Here is a 14685-nt window from a genome sequence, read left to right as displayed (position 1 = left end):
GCAGGGCCCGGTTCCTTGAACCGGGCCCTGCGGGCAATGAGTTGGACGGGCACGTCAGGTGGCGCTGCCGTGCCAGGGCCAATCAGGCCTCGAGCACCACCGGAATGATCATGGGCTTGCGGCGCAGCTTGCGGTTGACCCATGTGCCCACCACCCGCCGGACCACCTGCTGGAGCTGGTGCGTGGTGTGGTCGGCGTGGTTGAGGACGGCTTCCTCCAGCGCAGCGTTGATCTTGGGAATGATGTCGTCAAAGACGGAATCGTCCTCGGCAACGCCGCGGGCGTGGATTTCCGGCCCGGACACCACCTTGCCTGTGGCGCGGTGGATCACGGTGATGATGGAAATGAACCCTTCGTCGCCCAGGATCCGCCGGTCCTTGAGGTCGGCGTCAGTGATTTCGCCAACGCTGGAACCGTCCACGTACACGAAGCCGACCTCCACCTGGCCCACGACGTCCGCCCGGTGGTCCTTGAGGTCCACCACGGTGCCGTTGTCCGCGAGGATGACGCTGGCTTCCGGCACGCCGGACTCGATGGCGATCTTGCCATTGGCCAGCAGGTGCCGGGTTTCGCCGTGCACGGGCATGGCGTTCAAGGGCTCGAGGATGTTGTAGCAGTACAGCAGCTCACCCGCCGCGGCATGCCCTGAAACGTGGACTTTGGCGTTGCCCTTGTGGATCACGTCGGCGCCCAGCTTAAGGAGGCCGTTGATGATCCGGAACACGGCGTTCTCGTTCCCCGGAATCAGGCTGGAGGCCAGGATGACGGTGTCGCCGTCACCCACCACCACGCGGTGGTCGCCGTTGGCCATCCGGGACAGGGCAGCCATGGGCTCGCCCTGGGACCCGGTGGACATGAGCACCACGCGGTTGTCCGGCAGGTTGTCGATGTTCTTGATGTCCACGATCAGGCCTGGCGGCACATCCAGGTAGCCGAGCTTCTCCGCAATGGCCATATTCCGCACCATGGACCTGCCCACGAACGCGACCTTGCGGTTGTGCTTCGCCGCCGCATCCAGGACCTGCTGGACCCGGTGGACGTGGGAGGAGAAGGAGGCCACGATGATCCGCTTGCTGGCCTGGGCGAAGAGCCGTTCCAGCGTGGGGCCGATTTCCTTTTCCGCCGTCGTGAAGCCGGGGATGTCCGCGTTGGTGGAGTCGGACATGAACAGGTCCACGCCCTCTTCGCCGAGCTTGGCGAAATGCCGCAGGTCAGTGATGCGGCCGTCCAGCGGGAGCTGGTCCATCTTGAAGTCGCCGGTATGCAGGACGGTGCCTCCCGCGGTGCGGATGAACACGGCCAAGGCATCGGGAATGGAGTGGTTGACGGCGACGAATTCGCACTCGAACGGCCCGAATTTCTCCACCTGGCCTTCCTCCACCGTGAGGGTGTAAGGCCGGATGCGGTGCTCCTGAAGCTTGGCCTCGATCAGGGCGAGGGTCAGCTGCGAGCCCACCAGGGGAATGTCGCTCCGTCGCTTCAGCAGGTACGGGACAGCGCCGATGTGGTCCTCGTGGCCGTGAGTGAGGACAACGGCCACAATATCGTCCAGCCGGTCCTCAATGTAGGAGAAGTCGGGGAGGATCAGGTCCACGCCAGGCTGGGTCTCCTCCGGAAAGAGGACGCCGCAGTCCACGACCAGCAGTTTGCCGTCGATTTCGAACACGGCCATGTTCCGGCCGATCTCCCCCAGGCCGCCGAGCGGAACGATCCGCAGCGTGCCGGCAGGCAGGCGGGGAGGGGTGACAAGGCCGGTTAGGGCGGTTTGGGTCATATTGCACTACTTTCCAGGGGAAGGGTGCCGGTCTTCACCTTCAGGAGTAGACCAGCCCCGCTTCCGCCAAATCCCCGCGGATGGTTTCGATCTCGGCTTCGTCCGGCTCCACGAGGGGCAAACGGACAATCGAGTTGGGCAGGACTCCCTGCCATTTAAGAATCTGCTTGGCCGCAACGGCACCCTGGACCCGGGTCATGGTGGCGCGGACTACCGGCTGGAGCTCGAAGTTGATCTTCCGGGCGGTGCCGAGGTCGTTGGCGTTGACGGCATCGATGAGCTCGCGGAACCGGCGGGTTGCCACGTGCGTGGTGACGCCCACCAGGCCGACGGCGCCCAGCGCCATCCAGGGCAGGGTCAGTCCGTCGTCGCCGGAGTAGAAGAGGAGGTCGGTTTCGGCCATGACGCGGGTGGCGGCGACGAGGTCGGCCTTGGCGTCCTTCACGGCCACGATGTTGGGGTGCTGCGCCAGGCGGATCATGGTGTCCGGCTCGATCGCGATGGAGGAGCGGCCCGGGATGTCGTACAGCATCACCGGGACGTCGACGGCGGAGGCGATGGTTTCGAAGTGGGCGCGCACGCCTGCCTGGCTGGGCTTGTTGTAGTACGGGGTGACCAGCAGGAGTCCGTCGACGCCGAGGGCTGCAGCCTGCTGGGAAAGGTGGACCGAGTGCGCTGTGTCGTTGGTGCCGGTGCCGGCGATGATGGCCGCACGTCCGCCCACGGCTTCCTTGACGGCGCGGAACATGCCGAGGTTCTCTTCGTCCGTGAGGGTGGAGGTCTCGCCGGTGGTTCCGGTGACCACCAGGCCGTCGCAGCCGTCGTCCACGAGCTTTGTGGCCAGCGCAGCCGCCTGCTCGTAGTCCACTGCGCCGTCCTTGGTGAACGGCGTGACCATGGCGGTCAGGAGGGTACCGAGGGCAGGGATGTGCGCGGAAGAGTCAGCCATGGAAAAAACGTTACCCTGTCCCCCGCTGGTTAGGACAATGCCACGGGCGTGATGCACGTCAAATGTCGTGCGGCCCGCCGCCGAATGCCCGTTCACCATGCCGGAGGCGCAGGAGGGTGCTGCGCTGCAGGAGGCCGGCGACCACCTCGGTCCGGTTTCCTGAAGCACGCTTCAACGGCATCCCGTCCGGGCTCCAGATTCCGCTCAGCCCGCACGACTCGCCCAGCGCGGTTTTGCCGGCGAGGTTGGCCAGCAGGGTGAACATCCGGTGGTCCATCGCGCGTGCCCCAAGGTGGAGGTCGAGCCGGCGCTCTTCACCGCGGGTGTACAGCGCGGAAATGCAGTAGGCGTCCGCTCCCCCCGCAGCGGCAGCGCCGGCATGCTCCGGGAAAGCGGCGTCAAAGCACAACGCGAGGGCAATCCGCCAGCCGTCGAGGACCATGACGTGCGGCCCGTCCCCCGGCACGAACAGCTCCTTTTCCTGGCCGTGAAGATGGGACTTGAAGGCACTTTGTGTACTGCCGTCCGGATGCAGAACCAGCGAGGCCAGGCGGGGCGTACCGCCCGCCTCCCGGCAGGGGGCGCCGACCACGGCCGTGATTCCAGTCCGCCTGCAGATTTCACGGATGGGGCCAAGCCGGGCGTCTTCGGGAGCGATCCAGGTTTCGTTCCGGGACAGCAGGTCCAGGCGGTAGCCGGTCAGCGACAGCTCCGGGAACAAGACCAGCCGGGCACCGTGCGCTTCGGCGTCTTCAATGAGGCGCACATGCTGGCCCACATTCTCGGCCACGCCTTCCACGGCCTCGTACTGGACGGTGGCCACGGTCAGGGTCCCGGCAGGTTCCATGAAGACGGATGGCAGCTCAGTCACGTTCCCATCCTAGGCGCGGTCTGAAACCTGTCGCCGGGCTCCGGCAGGCATTCTGCGCCGGGACCCGCTGCCCTTCCCGGGACGCCGGGACCCCCCGGCCGGGCCTAATCCCGCGGGGAACCGCAGTAGCGTCCCACAGCTGCCTGCCGGAGGCCCTCCGCCCAGGAGGCAAGCCGCTGGGCCGCCCTGACGTAATGGAACAATTCCAGGGGCGTCAGTGCCTCAATGTCAGTCTCGGCGAGGCGGCGGGCCAGCTCGGCCCCCTCCGGCTGGCTGGAAAGGCTGATGCCTTCCTGTTCCCACTGGACATCTTCGGCCGGCCGACCGGCGACCATCTGCCGGAAGAGGAAATCCACCACTCCCGGACTCATGGCTTTGAGGACGCCGGCACTCCCGGACTCGATGCCTTCTGGTCCATCTCCTGGAATACCGCGCATTGGGGTGTGCATGCGGCCCATCGTATTCGAACATATATTCGAATACAAGGCTCCGCCGGGCCTGCCATTTCCACTCCCCCTGCGCGCCGCTGCAAACGTTGTTGCGCCTTGGCACTTGACAGCTAGTTCAAAGGCAGGTGTGAGACGATCGGCTCATGAGCTCCCGCACCCCGGCCAAAGCCTCCAGGAAGACCCGGGGCGCGTCCGTTCCCGCACGGCTCTACGGCATCGACGCTGCCCGCGGCCTGGCACTGCTGGGAATGATGGCCACGCACCTGCTGCCCACCTTCGAGTCGAATGCGGACCTCACGCCCACCTGGATCGGCCTGACGTTTTCGGGCCGGGCCGCCGCGTTGTTCGCTGTATTGGCGGGGGTGGGGCTCGCCCTGTCCACCGGAAAGCACAAGCCCCTGGACGGCGGCGAACTCTCAGCCGCGCGCCGGGGCGTTGCCCTGCGCGCCCTGGTGATTGCCGCCGTCGGACTCACGCTGGGCGGGGTGGAAGTAAGCCTTGCGATCATCCTGGTCCATTACGCCGTGCTGTTCCTTTGTGTCCTGCCCTTCCTGGGCCTGCGGCTGAAGCATCTCTGCGCCTGGGCCGCGGCTTGGATCCTGGCGTCCCCCGTACTCGCCTACCTGCTGCGGCCCTGGCTGCTTGCCGCCGAACCGCCGCTAAGGCTGGGCCACAACCCGAAATGGGAAGACCTCGGCACACCCGGCCGCCTGCTCGCGGACCTGTTCTTCACCGGCTATTACCCGGTGTTCCAGTGGCTTTCCTACCTGCTGGTGGGCCTGGTGATCGGCCGCCTCATGCTCCACAAGGCGGTGGTCCCGGTGGCGCTCCTGGTGCTGGGGTCGGCAGTGGCCGTGGCAGCCAAGGCCCTGGGTGTGACGGCGATGGAAAGCTGGGGCGGGCGGGCCGCGCTTGAGCAGGTCCTCAATTCGCCCGGCTACCCGCTGGACAGCGTGCTCCAGGTGAACCTGACGGGCATCCCGCAGGAAGGATCGTGGTGGTGGCTGGCGTCCGCTGCGCCGCACTCGGCAACTACCTTGGACCTGCTGCACACTTCAGCCGTGGCAGCGGCCGTCATCGGCGCCTGCCTGCTGCTGGGACGGCTGGCCGAATGGGTGGACCTGGATCTGCTGCTCCCGCTGCGCGGGGCAGGCGCCATGACGCTGACCCTGTACACGGTGCACGTCTGGGTGGTGTCCGGATTCTACCTCAAGCCGCTGCCTGCCGGCTGGACGGAGGACGGGATGTACTTTGCGCACGCGGCAACGGCCATCATCGTGGGCATGGTGTTTGCGGTGTTGAAGTGGCGCGGTCCGCTGGAATGGGTGGGCCACGCGGCGAACCAGGCAGGCCGGGGCGAACTCAAGGCCCTCCGCTGAGTTGAGCGTCCCCGGGCCGCCCGCGCGGCTGCCCAAGCTGCTACGACAGGCGCAAGCTGCTACGAAGCCGGAACCTTGCCGCGGAACAGCCGGACGGCGTCGCGCATGGATGCCCTGGCACGCTTGCGGTCCCCGGCGGCGTCGTAGGCGCAGCTCAGCCGGAACCAGGAGCGCCAGTCATCAGGTGCGGCTTCAGCCTCGGCCCGGTACTTCTCAAACTCGGCATCGGCTGCCGCCCGGACGATCCGCCCGCCGGGAGTGCGGGGCAGTTCGTCCACGGGCAGGCCGCCCTCGGCCTCCAGCACCTTTGCCATCTGTTCCGTGCGGGCGCCAAACAGCAGTTCCCGGATCAGGGCCCACGCGCCGATAACGGGCAGAACCAGGTACGCGGCGCCAATGGCCTGGGCCGCCAGGTTTCTGTCCGTCAGGAGCAGGATGGAACGCTGGAAGGACACAACCAGGTAGAAGACCAGCAGCAGGGTCACCGCACCCACCCAGATCTTGGTGCGGTTCTTCCGGAATGCCGCCAGGAACCCGCCCATGGCTAGATTCCCAGGTCCAGGTAGCCGTCCAGACCCACGGTGAGGCCGGGGTGGGATGCGACGTTCCGCACGCCCAGGAGGACGCCGGGCATGAAGGAGGCGCGGTCGTAGGAATCGTGCCTGAACGTCAGCTGCTCACCGGGACCGCCCAGCAGGACTTCCTGGTGGGCCACCAGCCCGCGCAGCCGCACGCTGTGCACCCGCACGCCGTCCACCTCGCACCCCCTGGCGCCGGCCAGTTCGCTGGTAGTGGCATCGGGGCTGGGCGGAACCTCGGCAGCACTGCGTTCAGCGGCGATCAGCTGCGCGGTGCGGACGGCCGTTCCGGAGGGGGCATCCACCTTGTCCGGGTGGTGCAGTTCGATGATCTCCACGGATTCGAAGTACTTTGAGGCCTTCGCGGCGAACGCCGAGGCGAGGACTGAGCCCACGGCAAAGTTGGGGGCGATGAGCACACCGGTTTCCGGGTGTTCGGCCAGCAGCGCCTCCAGCGCGGAGAGGCGGCCGGCGTCCCAGCCCGTGGTGCCCACGACGGCGTGGATCCCGTGTTCAACGGCGAACCGGACGTTTGCCTCGGTGCTTTCCGGCACTGTCAGGTCCACCAGGTACTGCGCTCCGGCGGCGGTGACCTGGTCCAGGGAATCGCCCCGTCCCAATGCTGCGACGAGCTTCATGTCGGGTGCGGCTTCAACGGCTTTCACGGCTTCGGCGCCCATGCGTCCGTTGGCGCCGAGCACGGCCACCAGCTTGGGATCGGATTGTTGTTGGGTCATGCCTTAACCCTACCGGCGGGCCTGCCGGGGCAAGGAACCGGAGGGTGTGCGTTACCTCGCAGGACGTACATGGAAACTCACGGCGTGCCGTGAGTTTCCATGTGCGGGCCCAGCGGAGGTGGGTTCAGGCGCCGGCGCCGACCCACTCCACCGTTCCGTCCGAGAAGAACTGTTCCTTCCAGATGGGCACCTGTTCCTTGATCCGGTCCACCAGCTCCGAGCACACGGCGAAGGCCTGGCCGCGGTGGGCTGCAGAGACTGCACAGACCAGTGCGGGGTCGCCGATTTCGAGCATGCCGATCCGGTGGGCGGCCCAGATGCGGACGGGTTGTGCCGCCGGGTCTCCAGTGCCGGCGTCCCCGGCTGTGCCGGACGCCGCGTCTTGCTCGGCCACAAGGCGCGCGACGACGTCGGACATCACCTGATGTGCCGTGGGGTGCGCACTGTAGCTGAGGCGGTTGACCTGCTTCCCGCCGTCGTGGTTGCGCACGACGCCGCTGAAGCTCACCACGGCGCCCGCGGTATCGCTCTCCACGGCGGCGATCGCCTGGTCTACGGAGATTGGTTCCGCGCTTAGGACGGCGGAAACCACCTCGAATGCTTCAGTGCCCATGTCCGCCTTCCAGTTGGTCGCAGAGGTGTCCGATCACCGGGTCCAGGACGGCCAGTCCGTCCATGACCCCTTTTGGTGAGCCGGGAAGATTAACAATAAACGTACTCTTCGCCGCACCGGCATACCCGCGGCTCAGGGCTGCCAGCGGCGTCTTCGCGGCGCCGGCACGCCTGATCGCTTCCATGATGCCGGGGATCTCGCGGTCCAGCAGGGGAAGCGTGACTTCGGGGGTGCGGTCGTCCGGGCTCAGGCCGGTCCCGCCGCTGGTGATGACGACGGCGGGACGTTGGGTCAGGAGGGCGCGGATGGCGGCGCCCACAGGCTCCCCGTCGGGGACCACCATGGCGGGGTACACGTCAAAGCCGTGTTCAATCAGCCAGTCGGAAATCACGGGCCCGGTTTCGTCGTCGTAGATCCCGGCGGCCGCCCGGGTGGAAGCGATGACCACCCCGGCTTTCCGGCCCTGGACCTCGCCGTGCCGGTGCGGTTCGGGAGCACTGTGCGTGGCATGTATGGTCACAGGGCCCAGTCTCCACTCTTGCCGCCGCTCTTGGCCAGCACTTTGATGTCGGTGAGAACGGCGTGCTTGTCCACCGCCTTGATCATGTCGTACACGCTCAGGGCGGCCACCGATGCTGCGGTGAGCGCCTCCATCTCCACGCCGGTGACTCCGCGCGTCTTCACGGTGGCCACGATGATGACGGACTCCGCGGCCAGCTCAAAATCCACCGTGACCTTGGATAAAGGCAGCGGATGGCACAGCGGAACCAGTTCGGGGGTCTTTTTCGCGGCCATGATCCCGGCAACCCTCGCGACGGCCAGGGCATCACCCTTGGGAAGCCCGCCGGAGCCGAGGAGGCCCATCACTTCGGCCGTGGTGTTGACGGTTGCGGTGGCCGTTGCCTCGCGGGTGGTCTCTGCTTTGGTGGAGACGTCCACCATCTGGGCGCTGCCGTCCTGGCGAAGATGCGTCAGGGCGCCGGGGGTCTGTTCTGCATTCACAGCATCCATACTTCCACCTCATCCCCGGCAGTGAGGGCGGCTACGCCCTCGGGAACATGCACCAGCACATTCGATCCGGCCAGGGCGTGCATCAGGTGCGAACTTTCGCCGCCCTCAAGCTGCACCGTACCGTCGGGCCGGAGCCTGCCGCGCCGCACCTGGTGCTTGTGTTCAGGCGACGTCAGCGGGTGGCCCAGGCGGGCCCGGACCGGCATCCGGGCGGCCGGTGCACCGAGCAACTGCGAGAGGGCTGGGCGGAGGAACATTTCGAAGGAGACCAGGCAGCTCACGGGATTGCCGGGAAAACCGAGGAAGGGAGTGCCCTCAAAGGTGCCGATTCCCTGCGGGCCGCCGGGCTGCATTGCCACGTGCAGGAATTCCACCGGCTGGTCCGCCATCGCCTGCCGGACCACCTCATAGGCGCCCTTGCTCACTCCCCCGGTGGTGACGATCAGGTCCGCCCTGGCCCCCTGGTTCCGCAGCAGGGTGTGCAGTTCTTCGGGATTGTCCGTGGAGATACCTGCGCGCAGGACCCGCAGCCCCGCCTGGGTCATGGCGGCTTCCAGGAGCGTGCCGTTGGAGTCGTAGATCTTGCCGTCCGGAAGGTCCCGGCCCGGCTCCACTACCTCGTCCCCGGTGGTGACCAGCAGGACGGTGGGCGCCTGGTACACGGTGGCCTCGGGGACGCCGAGGGCGGCCAGCAGCCCCAGCTGGGCAGGGCCGAGGAAGGTGCCGGCGGCCAGGGCCTGCTCCCCGGCCGCGATATCGCTTCCAACCTCGCGTACATAAGTGCCGGGGGCGGCGGCAGGCAGCTTTACCCGCGCCGCGCCGCCCGGTGGAAGGAAATGGTCCGGGCTGGCCCGTTCAATGGGTACGACAGCGTCGGCACCTTCCGGGATCATCGCGCCTGTCATGATGGGCGCCGCGGTTCCGGCTTCCAGGGTTGCGGCGCCGGCGCCCGCCGGAACGGGAGCCGCGACGCCAAGTTCCCTACCGCCGTCGGGCACGTCGCTGGAGCGGATGGCGTATCCGTCCATCTGCGAGTTGGCGAAGGGCGGGAGGCTGATTGGCGCCGTGACGTCCTCCACGAGGCCGCGCCCGAGGGCCTTGGACAGCGGGAGGAGTTCAGTCCGGGCGGAGTCCCGTAAGGGGCGAAGGAGTTCCGTGACGGCTGCCAGATGGGTGGCGGTGGACCTTGCCCGGACCTTCTGTGGGCCGTGCGGGTGCGTGCTGGTCATGGATGTGCCTTCGGTTGCGGCCGTCAGGATTTCACGTCCACTCTAACCGTGTGGAAACCGGTAGCCCCGTCGGGCGCCACCGGCCGCTGCTCCTCGTCCTGGCTTGCGCCTCGAAGATCCGTGGCACGCACCTGCACCTCGTACTGCCCCGGAACCAGGTCCACCTCCAGCGTCCACTGGTACCAGGTGTCCATGGAGATGCCCGGTGCGAGCCTGGCTTCCCGCCACGGGCCGCGGTTGACGCGGAGTTCCACCTTCCCAATGCCGGTGTGCTGCGCCCAGGCGACGCCGCCGAAAGTGACGGTGCCAGCCGGCACGGACCGGCCACAGCGGGGCACGTCGATCCTGGACGAGGTCTTGATGGGGCCCCGCTCGGACCAGCCGCGCGGGGTCCAGTAGGCGGCGTCGTCGGCAAACCTGGTGACTTTGAGTTCGGTGACCCACTTGGTGGCCGAGACGTATCCGTAGAGCCCTGGCACCACCAGCCGGACAGGGAAGCCGTGCTCGAGTGGCAGGGGCTCACCGTTCATGCCGACGGCAAGCAGCGCGTCACGGCTGTCCGTCAGGACCTCCAGCGGGGTGCCGGCAGTCCAGCCGTCGGCGCTGCGGGAAAGCACCATATCCGCTCCGGGGAGGGGTCCGGCTTGGGCGAGAAGCTCCCGGACGGGCCAGCCCAGCCAGCGTGCGTTGCCGATCAGATCACCGCCCACCGGGTTGGAGACGCAGGCGATGGTCACATGGCGCTCGATGAGGGGCTTGGCCAGGAGCGACGCGAAGTCCAGCTCCACCTCTCGTTCAACCATCCCGGTGACTCTCATAACCCAGGTGTCCGGATTGACTGCCGGCACGGACAACGCCGTATCGATGCGGTAGAAGTCCCGGTTGGGAGTGACCAGGGGCTGCATCCCCTCCACTCCGGCTTCGACGCCGGCAGGTATGGGCGGGGCGGCCGATGCTGCTGCCGGCAGCCTCAGCCGCTCCCGGGCGTCATTCACTCCTGCCGTGGCGCCGCGCCAGGCTACAGCAAGGACTCCGCCCGCCGCCGTGGCAAGCGCACCACCTCCAAGGTTCCGCAGAAACCGGCGGCGCGCGGTACCTTCCGTTCCTGCCAAGGCTGCCGCGTCAAGCCTGCGGACCAGGAACCGCAGCAGTACGGCCGCAAGGACGGCAGTCGCTGCCGGCAAGGCAAGTGCTGCGGGCGTCAGTTGCGCCCTCGTCACAACCGCGGCCACTCCCACCAGCCCAAAGACACCCACCACCGCCACGCCGGCGAAACGCCGCCTGGCCTCGAGGTTCCCCGCCACCGCAGCGAGGGCCGCGATAACCAGGCCCATGCCAACCAGAAGGGCAGCCTTGTCCGCTGTGCCGAACAACGCCACCGCCCAGTCCTTGACACCCGGTGGGACAGCGTCGATGACGGCGCCGCCCACAGCCGTCATCGGCGACAGGGAAGGGCTCAGGATTCCCGCCAGGAGTTCCCCCAGCACCACTGCGGCACCGACGGCAACCACGCCGGCGGCGGACGTAAAGCGGCGGCGCTGGCGTTCCGTGAACTGTTGCTCCACGTTGGCAGCCACGGGCCCGTCAAGGCCCGTGCCGCCGTCGTGCGCTGCCTGCTGCTGCCGGGAACTGTCCACATGTCCAGCATAGGTTTGCGGGTGGCCGCAAGCGCCGGTGTGTTTCGGAATGGTCCTGCTGGGCGCGGACACGAATGTGATCTACAGCCCATCGTGGCGTAGCCTGATTTCATGAGTGTCCAGCTAGGCATGCCGCAGCCGCGGGAGGATGCCGGACTGTCCGTGCCGGCAGCCCGTCCTGCCGGCGCGGGCGCCGGACTTGTGGACCGCTACGGGCGCCGTGCCACTGACATGCGGTTGTCCCTGACGGACAAGTGCAACCTCCGCTGCACGTACTGCATGCCTGCAGAGGGCCTCGAATGGCTCGCGAAGCAGGCGGTCATGTCCGCCGCCGAAATTGTCCGCATTGTCCGGATCGGCGTGGAGCAGTTGGGAGTCCGCGAACTGCGGCTGACCGGTGGTGAGCCGCTGGTGCGGCACGACCTGGTAGACATCATTGCGGAACTGCGACGGAACCATCCTGACCTGCCGATCTCCATGACCACCAACGGAGTGGGGCTTGCCAGGAAGGCCGCGCCGCTCAAGGCCGCCGGACTGACGCGCATCAACGTGTCCCTGGACTCGCTGCACGAGGAAACATTCACCAAGCTGACCCGCCGCCCGTTCCTGGACCAGGTCCTGGCCGGGGTGGATGCGGCGTGGGCGGCCGGGCTTGGTCCGGTCAAGCTCAACGCGGTCCTTATGCGCGGCATCAATGACGCCGAAGCGCCGTCGCTGCTCGCCTGGGCGCTGGATCGGGGTTATGAGCTGCGGTTCATCGAGCAGATGCCGCTGGACGCCGACCATGGCTGGACCCGCCGCAACATGATCACCGCGGCCGAGATCCGCGGGCTGCTGTCTTCCGACTTTGTTCTCACCCCCGATCCGCGAGCCCGAGACGGTGCCCCCGCGGAACGCTTTGAAGTACGACGGCGGGCGGCGGGGTCTGCTGCTCCTACGGATGGCCCCGTGCTGGGAACAGTCGGCATCATTGCTTCGGTCACGGAGCCCTTCTGCTCGGACTGCCGCAGGACCCGCATCACAGCCGAGGGCAAGATCATGAGCTGCCTGTTTTCGCGGGAGGAATTCGACCTCCTGGGCCTCCTGCGGTCCGGCGCCAGCGACGACGACCTCGCCCGCCGGTGGCAGGACGCCATGTGGCTCAAGCCAAAGGCCCACGGCATGGACCACGTGGGACTCGACGCTCCGGACTTCGTCCAGCCGGACCGCAGCATGAGCGCCATCGGGGGCTAACAGTTTATGAACGTACGTTACTTCGCTGCCGCACGTGCAGCCGCAGGCCTCGAGGAAGAGAAGCTCGACCTGCCTGAGGGCACTACGGTGGCCGGGCTGCTGGAGGCTATACAGTCCGTGGAGCGGCCGGAACCACCGGCCGGTACCCCTTCGCTCCCCCGTATCCTCTCCCGGAGCAGCTTCCTGCTCAATGAGGTGGCGGTGCGCGACCAGTCAACCGTTGTGGGGCCGGACGACGTAATGGACGTGCTGCCTCCGTTCGCCGGCGGATAAAAGCCCGCAACGCGCCTTAGTTCCGCACCGCGCCTTATTTCCGTAGCTGCTCCATAGCAGCCCGTGGCCTATTCGCCCGCTGGTCCTGCCGCGGATCAGCCCGCTGAAGCGACGCAGGCCAGAATGTCAGTGCCTCCGGCGATGATGTGGGTATGGGAAACGGCGCAGTCACAAACGGCGCGATCACAGCAGCACCGATGGAAGGTGTTTTTGCCACCACGGCTGCCATCAACGCGCTGTTCCTCCTTGACGCCCGACTGCAAGGTCGCGATAGCTCCGGCACAGGCACGGATGTTCTCCAACGCGCCTACGAGATCCGGCTGGACCGCCTGGCTTTGATAGCAAAGCTCGAGGCGCAGGTCGCCGCCCTCAAGGCCCGCGACGCCGCCCAGTCCCTCGACCTGCAGCAGGCAATGACGCCGCCAGAGGCCTCCACCCACGAACGCACCTACGCGGAAATATCAGCGGTGGAGGAAATTGCCGGGGTCCTGACCATCAGCTCCGGCGCCGCCGGCGCGTTGGTCACTCAGTCCCGGCAGGTCTGCTCCCTCCCTTCGGTGTACGAGTCGCTGTCTAGTGGGGCGTTGTCCTGGCAAAGCGCCAAAATCATCGCCGACGAAACCGAAATCCTGGACCATCCCACCGCAGTTGCTTTGACGGATCACTTCCTGGACCCGGACGCGCCCAACCCCGCCCGGGGCTGCCCCGCCACCAAGCTCGTCCCTTCCCGGCTGCGCGCCAAGGTCCGCGCCTGGCGCGAACGCCATCACCCCGAATCGATCGAGAAGCGTCACGCCAAGTCCGTCGCCGACCGCCGGGTCGAGTTCACCCGTGACCGGGATGGCATGGCCTGGTTCTCGGCCTACCTCCCGGCCCACTCGGCGATGGCGGCCTGGAACAAGACCAGAGCTATCGCCCGCGGCCTTCAAGGACCCAACGAAACCCGGACCCTCACCCAGATCACAGCCGACGAGGTTGTCCGGCGCCTCCTCGCCCAGCAACTAACAAGCACGGGCACCTGCAGCGACCTCAGCACGACCAGCCGGATCCATGTTGCTGCCAGCGGGGACCCGGCACGTCCCGCAGAAAACAGTAGAGCCGATGAGCAGCCCCCTCCCGAGTTCATCGGGCTCGCTGCGCTGATCGGGTCCGACGAACCCAGCGCGGGCCTTGGCGTTCCGGAAGGCCTCACGGCAAACTCCCGGGGCTGCATCAGTCCAGGTATTGATCACGAAGAGGCCGTCCCCGTTGAGATCAGCCCCGAGGTTGGAAAGGCTCCGACTCCGCGGGCGGAAGTCATCGTCACCGTCCCGTGGTTCGCCCTGTTCGGCCAGACGGACGAGCCGGCCATCCTTGACGGCTACGGCCCTATCCCCGCGTCCATGGCCCGCAAACTCCTCACCGACGGCGCTGACTCCTTCACCCGGGTCCTCGTCGACCCCCGCGACGGCGCACCCCTTGAGATAGGCTGCACCAGCTACCGGATCACCAAAGCAATGCGACAAGCCCTGACCCTGCGGGACGGCAAATGCACCTTCCCAGGCTGCAACAACAACTCCCTCGACAACGAAGCCGACCACCTCACCGCTTGGCAACACGGCGGAACAACCGGCATCAGCAACCTGGCACAACTCTGCCCAAAACATCACCGCCTGAAGCACAACAGCGGCTGGGCACCCGCGCAGGCAACAGAAAACCAACCACCCGGTTATACGTCACCCACCGGCCGACACTACCCAAGCGAACAACCAGATTGGGAACCACCTCAATGGCCCCCCGGGATGGACCTCCACGATATTCCTCCGGACTCCCTCACGTGGGACGACGCAGCTTGGGACAGCTACTACTCCACGCCCTCCATCCTGCTGGCGGATCCGGACAGGGACTGGGACTCAAGCGCAGAAGCGCTCAAACTCTTGGCCATGCAAGACTCAGCCCCAGCAACCACCTGA

Annotated in this window: 15 protein-coding genes; 4 read left to right on the top strand and 11 right to left on the bottom strand. The window is 67.0% G+C overall.

The window, feature by feature from the left end:
- Window positions 1-82 precede the first annotated feature (82 nt).
- From AC5RUO_RS11515 to AC5RUO_RS11500, 4 genes are all read right to left on the bottom strand, one after another.
- Window positions 83-1774: a ribonuclease J gene (locus AC5RUO_RS11515; RefSeq protein WP_494010425.1), complete on the bottom strand. Its 1692-nt coding sequence runs from the start codon at window positions 1772-1774 to the stop codon at window positions 83-85.
- Window positions 1775-1814: 40 nt separating this feature from the next.
- Window positions 1815-2723 (bottom strand): 4-hydroxy-tetrahydrodipicolinate synthase, encoded by a 909-nt coding sequence (dapA, locus tag AC5RUO_RS11510; RefSeq protein WP_494010426.1) that lies wholly within the window; start codon window positions 2721-2723, stop codon window positions 1815-1817.
- Between the two features lie 58 nt (window positions 2724-2781).
- Window positions 2782-3594 carry a carbon-nitrogen hydrolase family protein gene (locus tag AC5RUO_RS11505; protein ID WP_494103556.1) on the bottom strand — a complete coding sequence of 271 codons (813 nt, stop codon included), beginning with the start codon at window positions 3592-3594 and terminating at the stop codon, window positions 2782-2784.
- 104 nt (window positions 3595-3698) lie between these two features.
- Window positions 3699-4043: a hypothetical protein gene (locus AC5RUO_RS11500; protein WP_494010428.1), complete on the bottom strand. Its 345-nt coding sequence runs from the start codon at window positions 4041-4043 to the stop codon at window positions 3699-3701.
- 143 nt (window positions 4044-4186) lie between these two features.
- Between AC5RUO_RS11500 and AC5RUO_RS11495 the strand changes: the two genes are divergently transcribed.
- Entirely contained in the window at window positions 4187-5422 is a 1236-nt protein-coding gene (locus AC5RUO_RS11495; protein ID WP_494010429.1) for a heparan-alpha-glucosaminide N-acetyltransferase domain-containing protein, read from the top strand.
- A 59-nt stretch (window positions 5423-5481) separates the two neighbouring features.
- Here the strand turns inward: AC5RUO_RS11495 and AC5RUO_RS11490 are convergent, their stop codons facing one another.
- From AC5RUO_RS11490 to AC5RUO_RS11460, 7 genes are all read right to left on the bottom strand, one after another.
- Window positions 5482-5964 carry a hypothetical protein gene (locus tag AC5RUO_RS11490; RefSeq protein ID WP_494010430.1) on the bottom strand — a complete coding sequence of 161 codons (483 nt, stop codon included), beginning with the start codon at window positions 5962-5964 and terminating at the stop codon, window positions 5482-5484.
- A gap of 2 nt (window positions 5965-5966) precedes the next feature.
- Window positions 5967-6737 (bottom strand): 4-hydroxy-tetrahydrodipicolinate reductase, encoded by a 771-nt coding sequence (dapB, locus tag AC5RUO_RS11485; protein WP_494010431.1) that lies wholly within the window; start codon window positions 6735-6737, stop codon window positions 5967-5969.
- Window positions 6738-6861: 124 nt separating this feature from the next.
- Window positions 6862-7350, bottom strand: a complete 489-nt coding sequence (locus AC5RUO_RS11480; protein WP_494010432.1) for a molybdenum cofactor biosynthesis protein MoaE — start codon at window positions 7348-7350, stop codon at window positions 6862-6864.
- A complete protein-coding gene (locus AC5RUO_RS11475; protein WP_494010433.1) occupies window positions 7340-7870 on the bottom strand; it encodes a MogA/MoaB family molybdenum cofactor biosynthesis protein in 531 nt (176 codons plus the stop codon). The genes AC5RUO_RS11480 and AC5RUO_RS11475 overlap by 11 nt, the downstream gene beginning before the upstream one ends.
- Entirely contained in the window at window positions 7867-8361 is a 495-nt protein-coding gene (gene moaC / locus AC5RUO_RS11470; protein WP_035753881.1) for a cyclic pyranopterin monophosphate synthase MoaC, read from the bottom strand. Before moaC ends, AC5RUO_RS11475 begins: the two co-directional genes overlap by 4 nt.
- Window positions 8349-9590: a molybdopterin molybdotransferase MoeA gene (locus tag AC5RUO_RS11465; protein ID WP_494103555.1), complete on the bottom strand. Its 1242-nt coding sequence runs from the start codon at window positions 9588-9590 to the stop codon at window positions 8349-8351. The genes moaC and AC5RUO_RS11465 overlap by 13 nt, the downstream gene beginning before the upstream one ends.
- A gap of 23 nt (window positions 9591-9613) precedes the next feature.
- Window positions 9614-11029 carry a molybdopterin-dependent oxidoreductase gene (locus tag AC5RUO_RS11460; protein WP_494103585.1) on the bottom strand — a complete coding sequence of 472 codons (1416 nt, stop codon included), beginning with the start codon at window positions 11027-11029 and terminating at the stop codon, window positions 9614-9616.
- 309 nt (window positions 11030-11338) lie between these two features.
- Here AC5RUO_RS11460 and moaA point away from each other — a divergent pair, with 309 nt between their 5' ends.
- The 3 genes from moaA (at window position 11339) to AC5RUO_RS11445 (ending at window position 14685) form a co-directional block, all read left to right on the top strand.
- A complete protein-coding gene (moaA, locus tag AC5RUO_RS11455) occupies window positions 11339-12460 on the top strand; it encodes a GTP 3',8-cyclase MoaA (protein ID WP_494103554.1) in 1122 nt (373 codons plus the stop codon).
- A gap of 6 nt (window positions 12461-12466) precedes the next feature.
- Entirely contained in the window at window positions 12467-12733 is a 267-nt protein-coding gene (locus AC5RUO_RS11450) for a MoaD/ThiS family protein (protein ID WP_494103553.1), read from the top strand.
- Between the two features lie 152 nt (window positions 12734-12885).
- Window positions 12886-14685 carry an HNH endonuclease signature motif containing protein gene (locus tag AC5RUO_RS11445; protein ID WP_494103552.1) on the top strand — a complete coding sequence of 600 codons (1800 nt, stop codon included), beginning with the start codon at window positions 12886-12888 and terminating at the stop codon, window positions 14683-14685.

The organism is Arthrobacter sp. Y3221087 (assembly GCF_059089905.1).
Note: the sequence above shows the minus strand (reverse complement) of the source record. Positions and strands in the feature narration are given on the sequence as shown.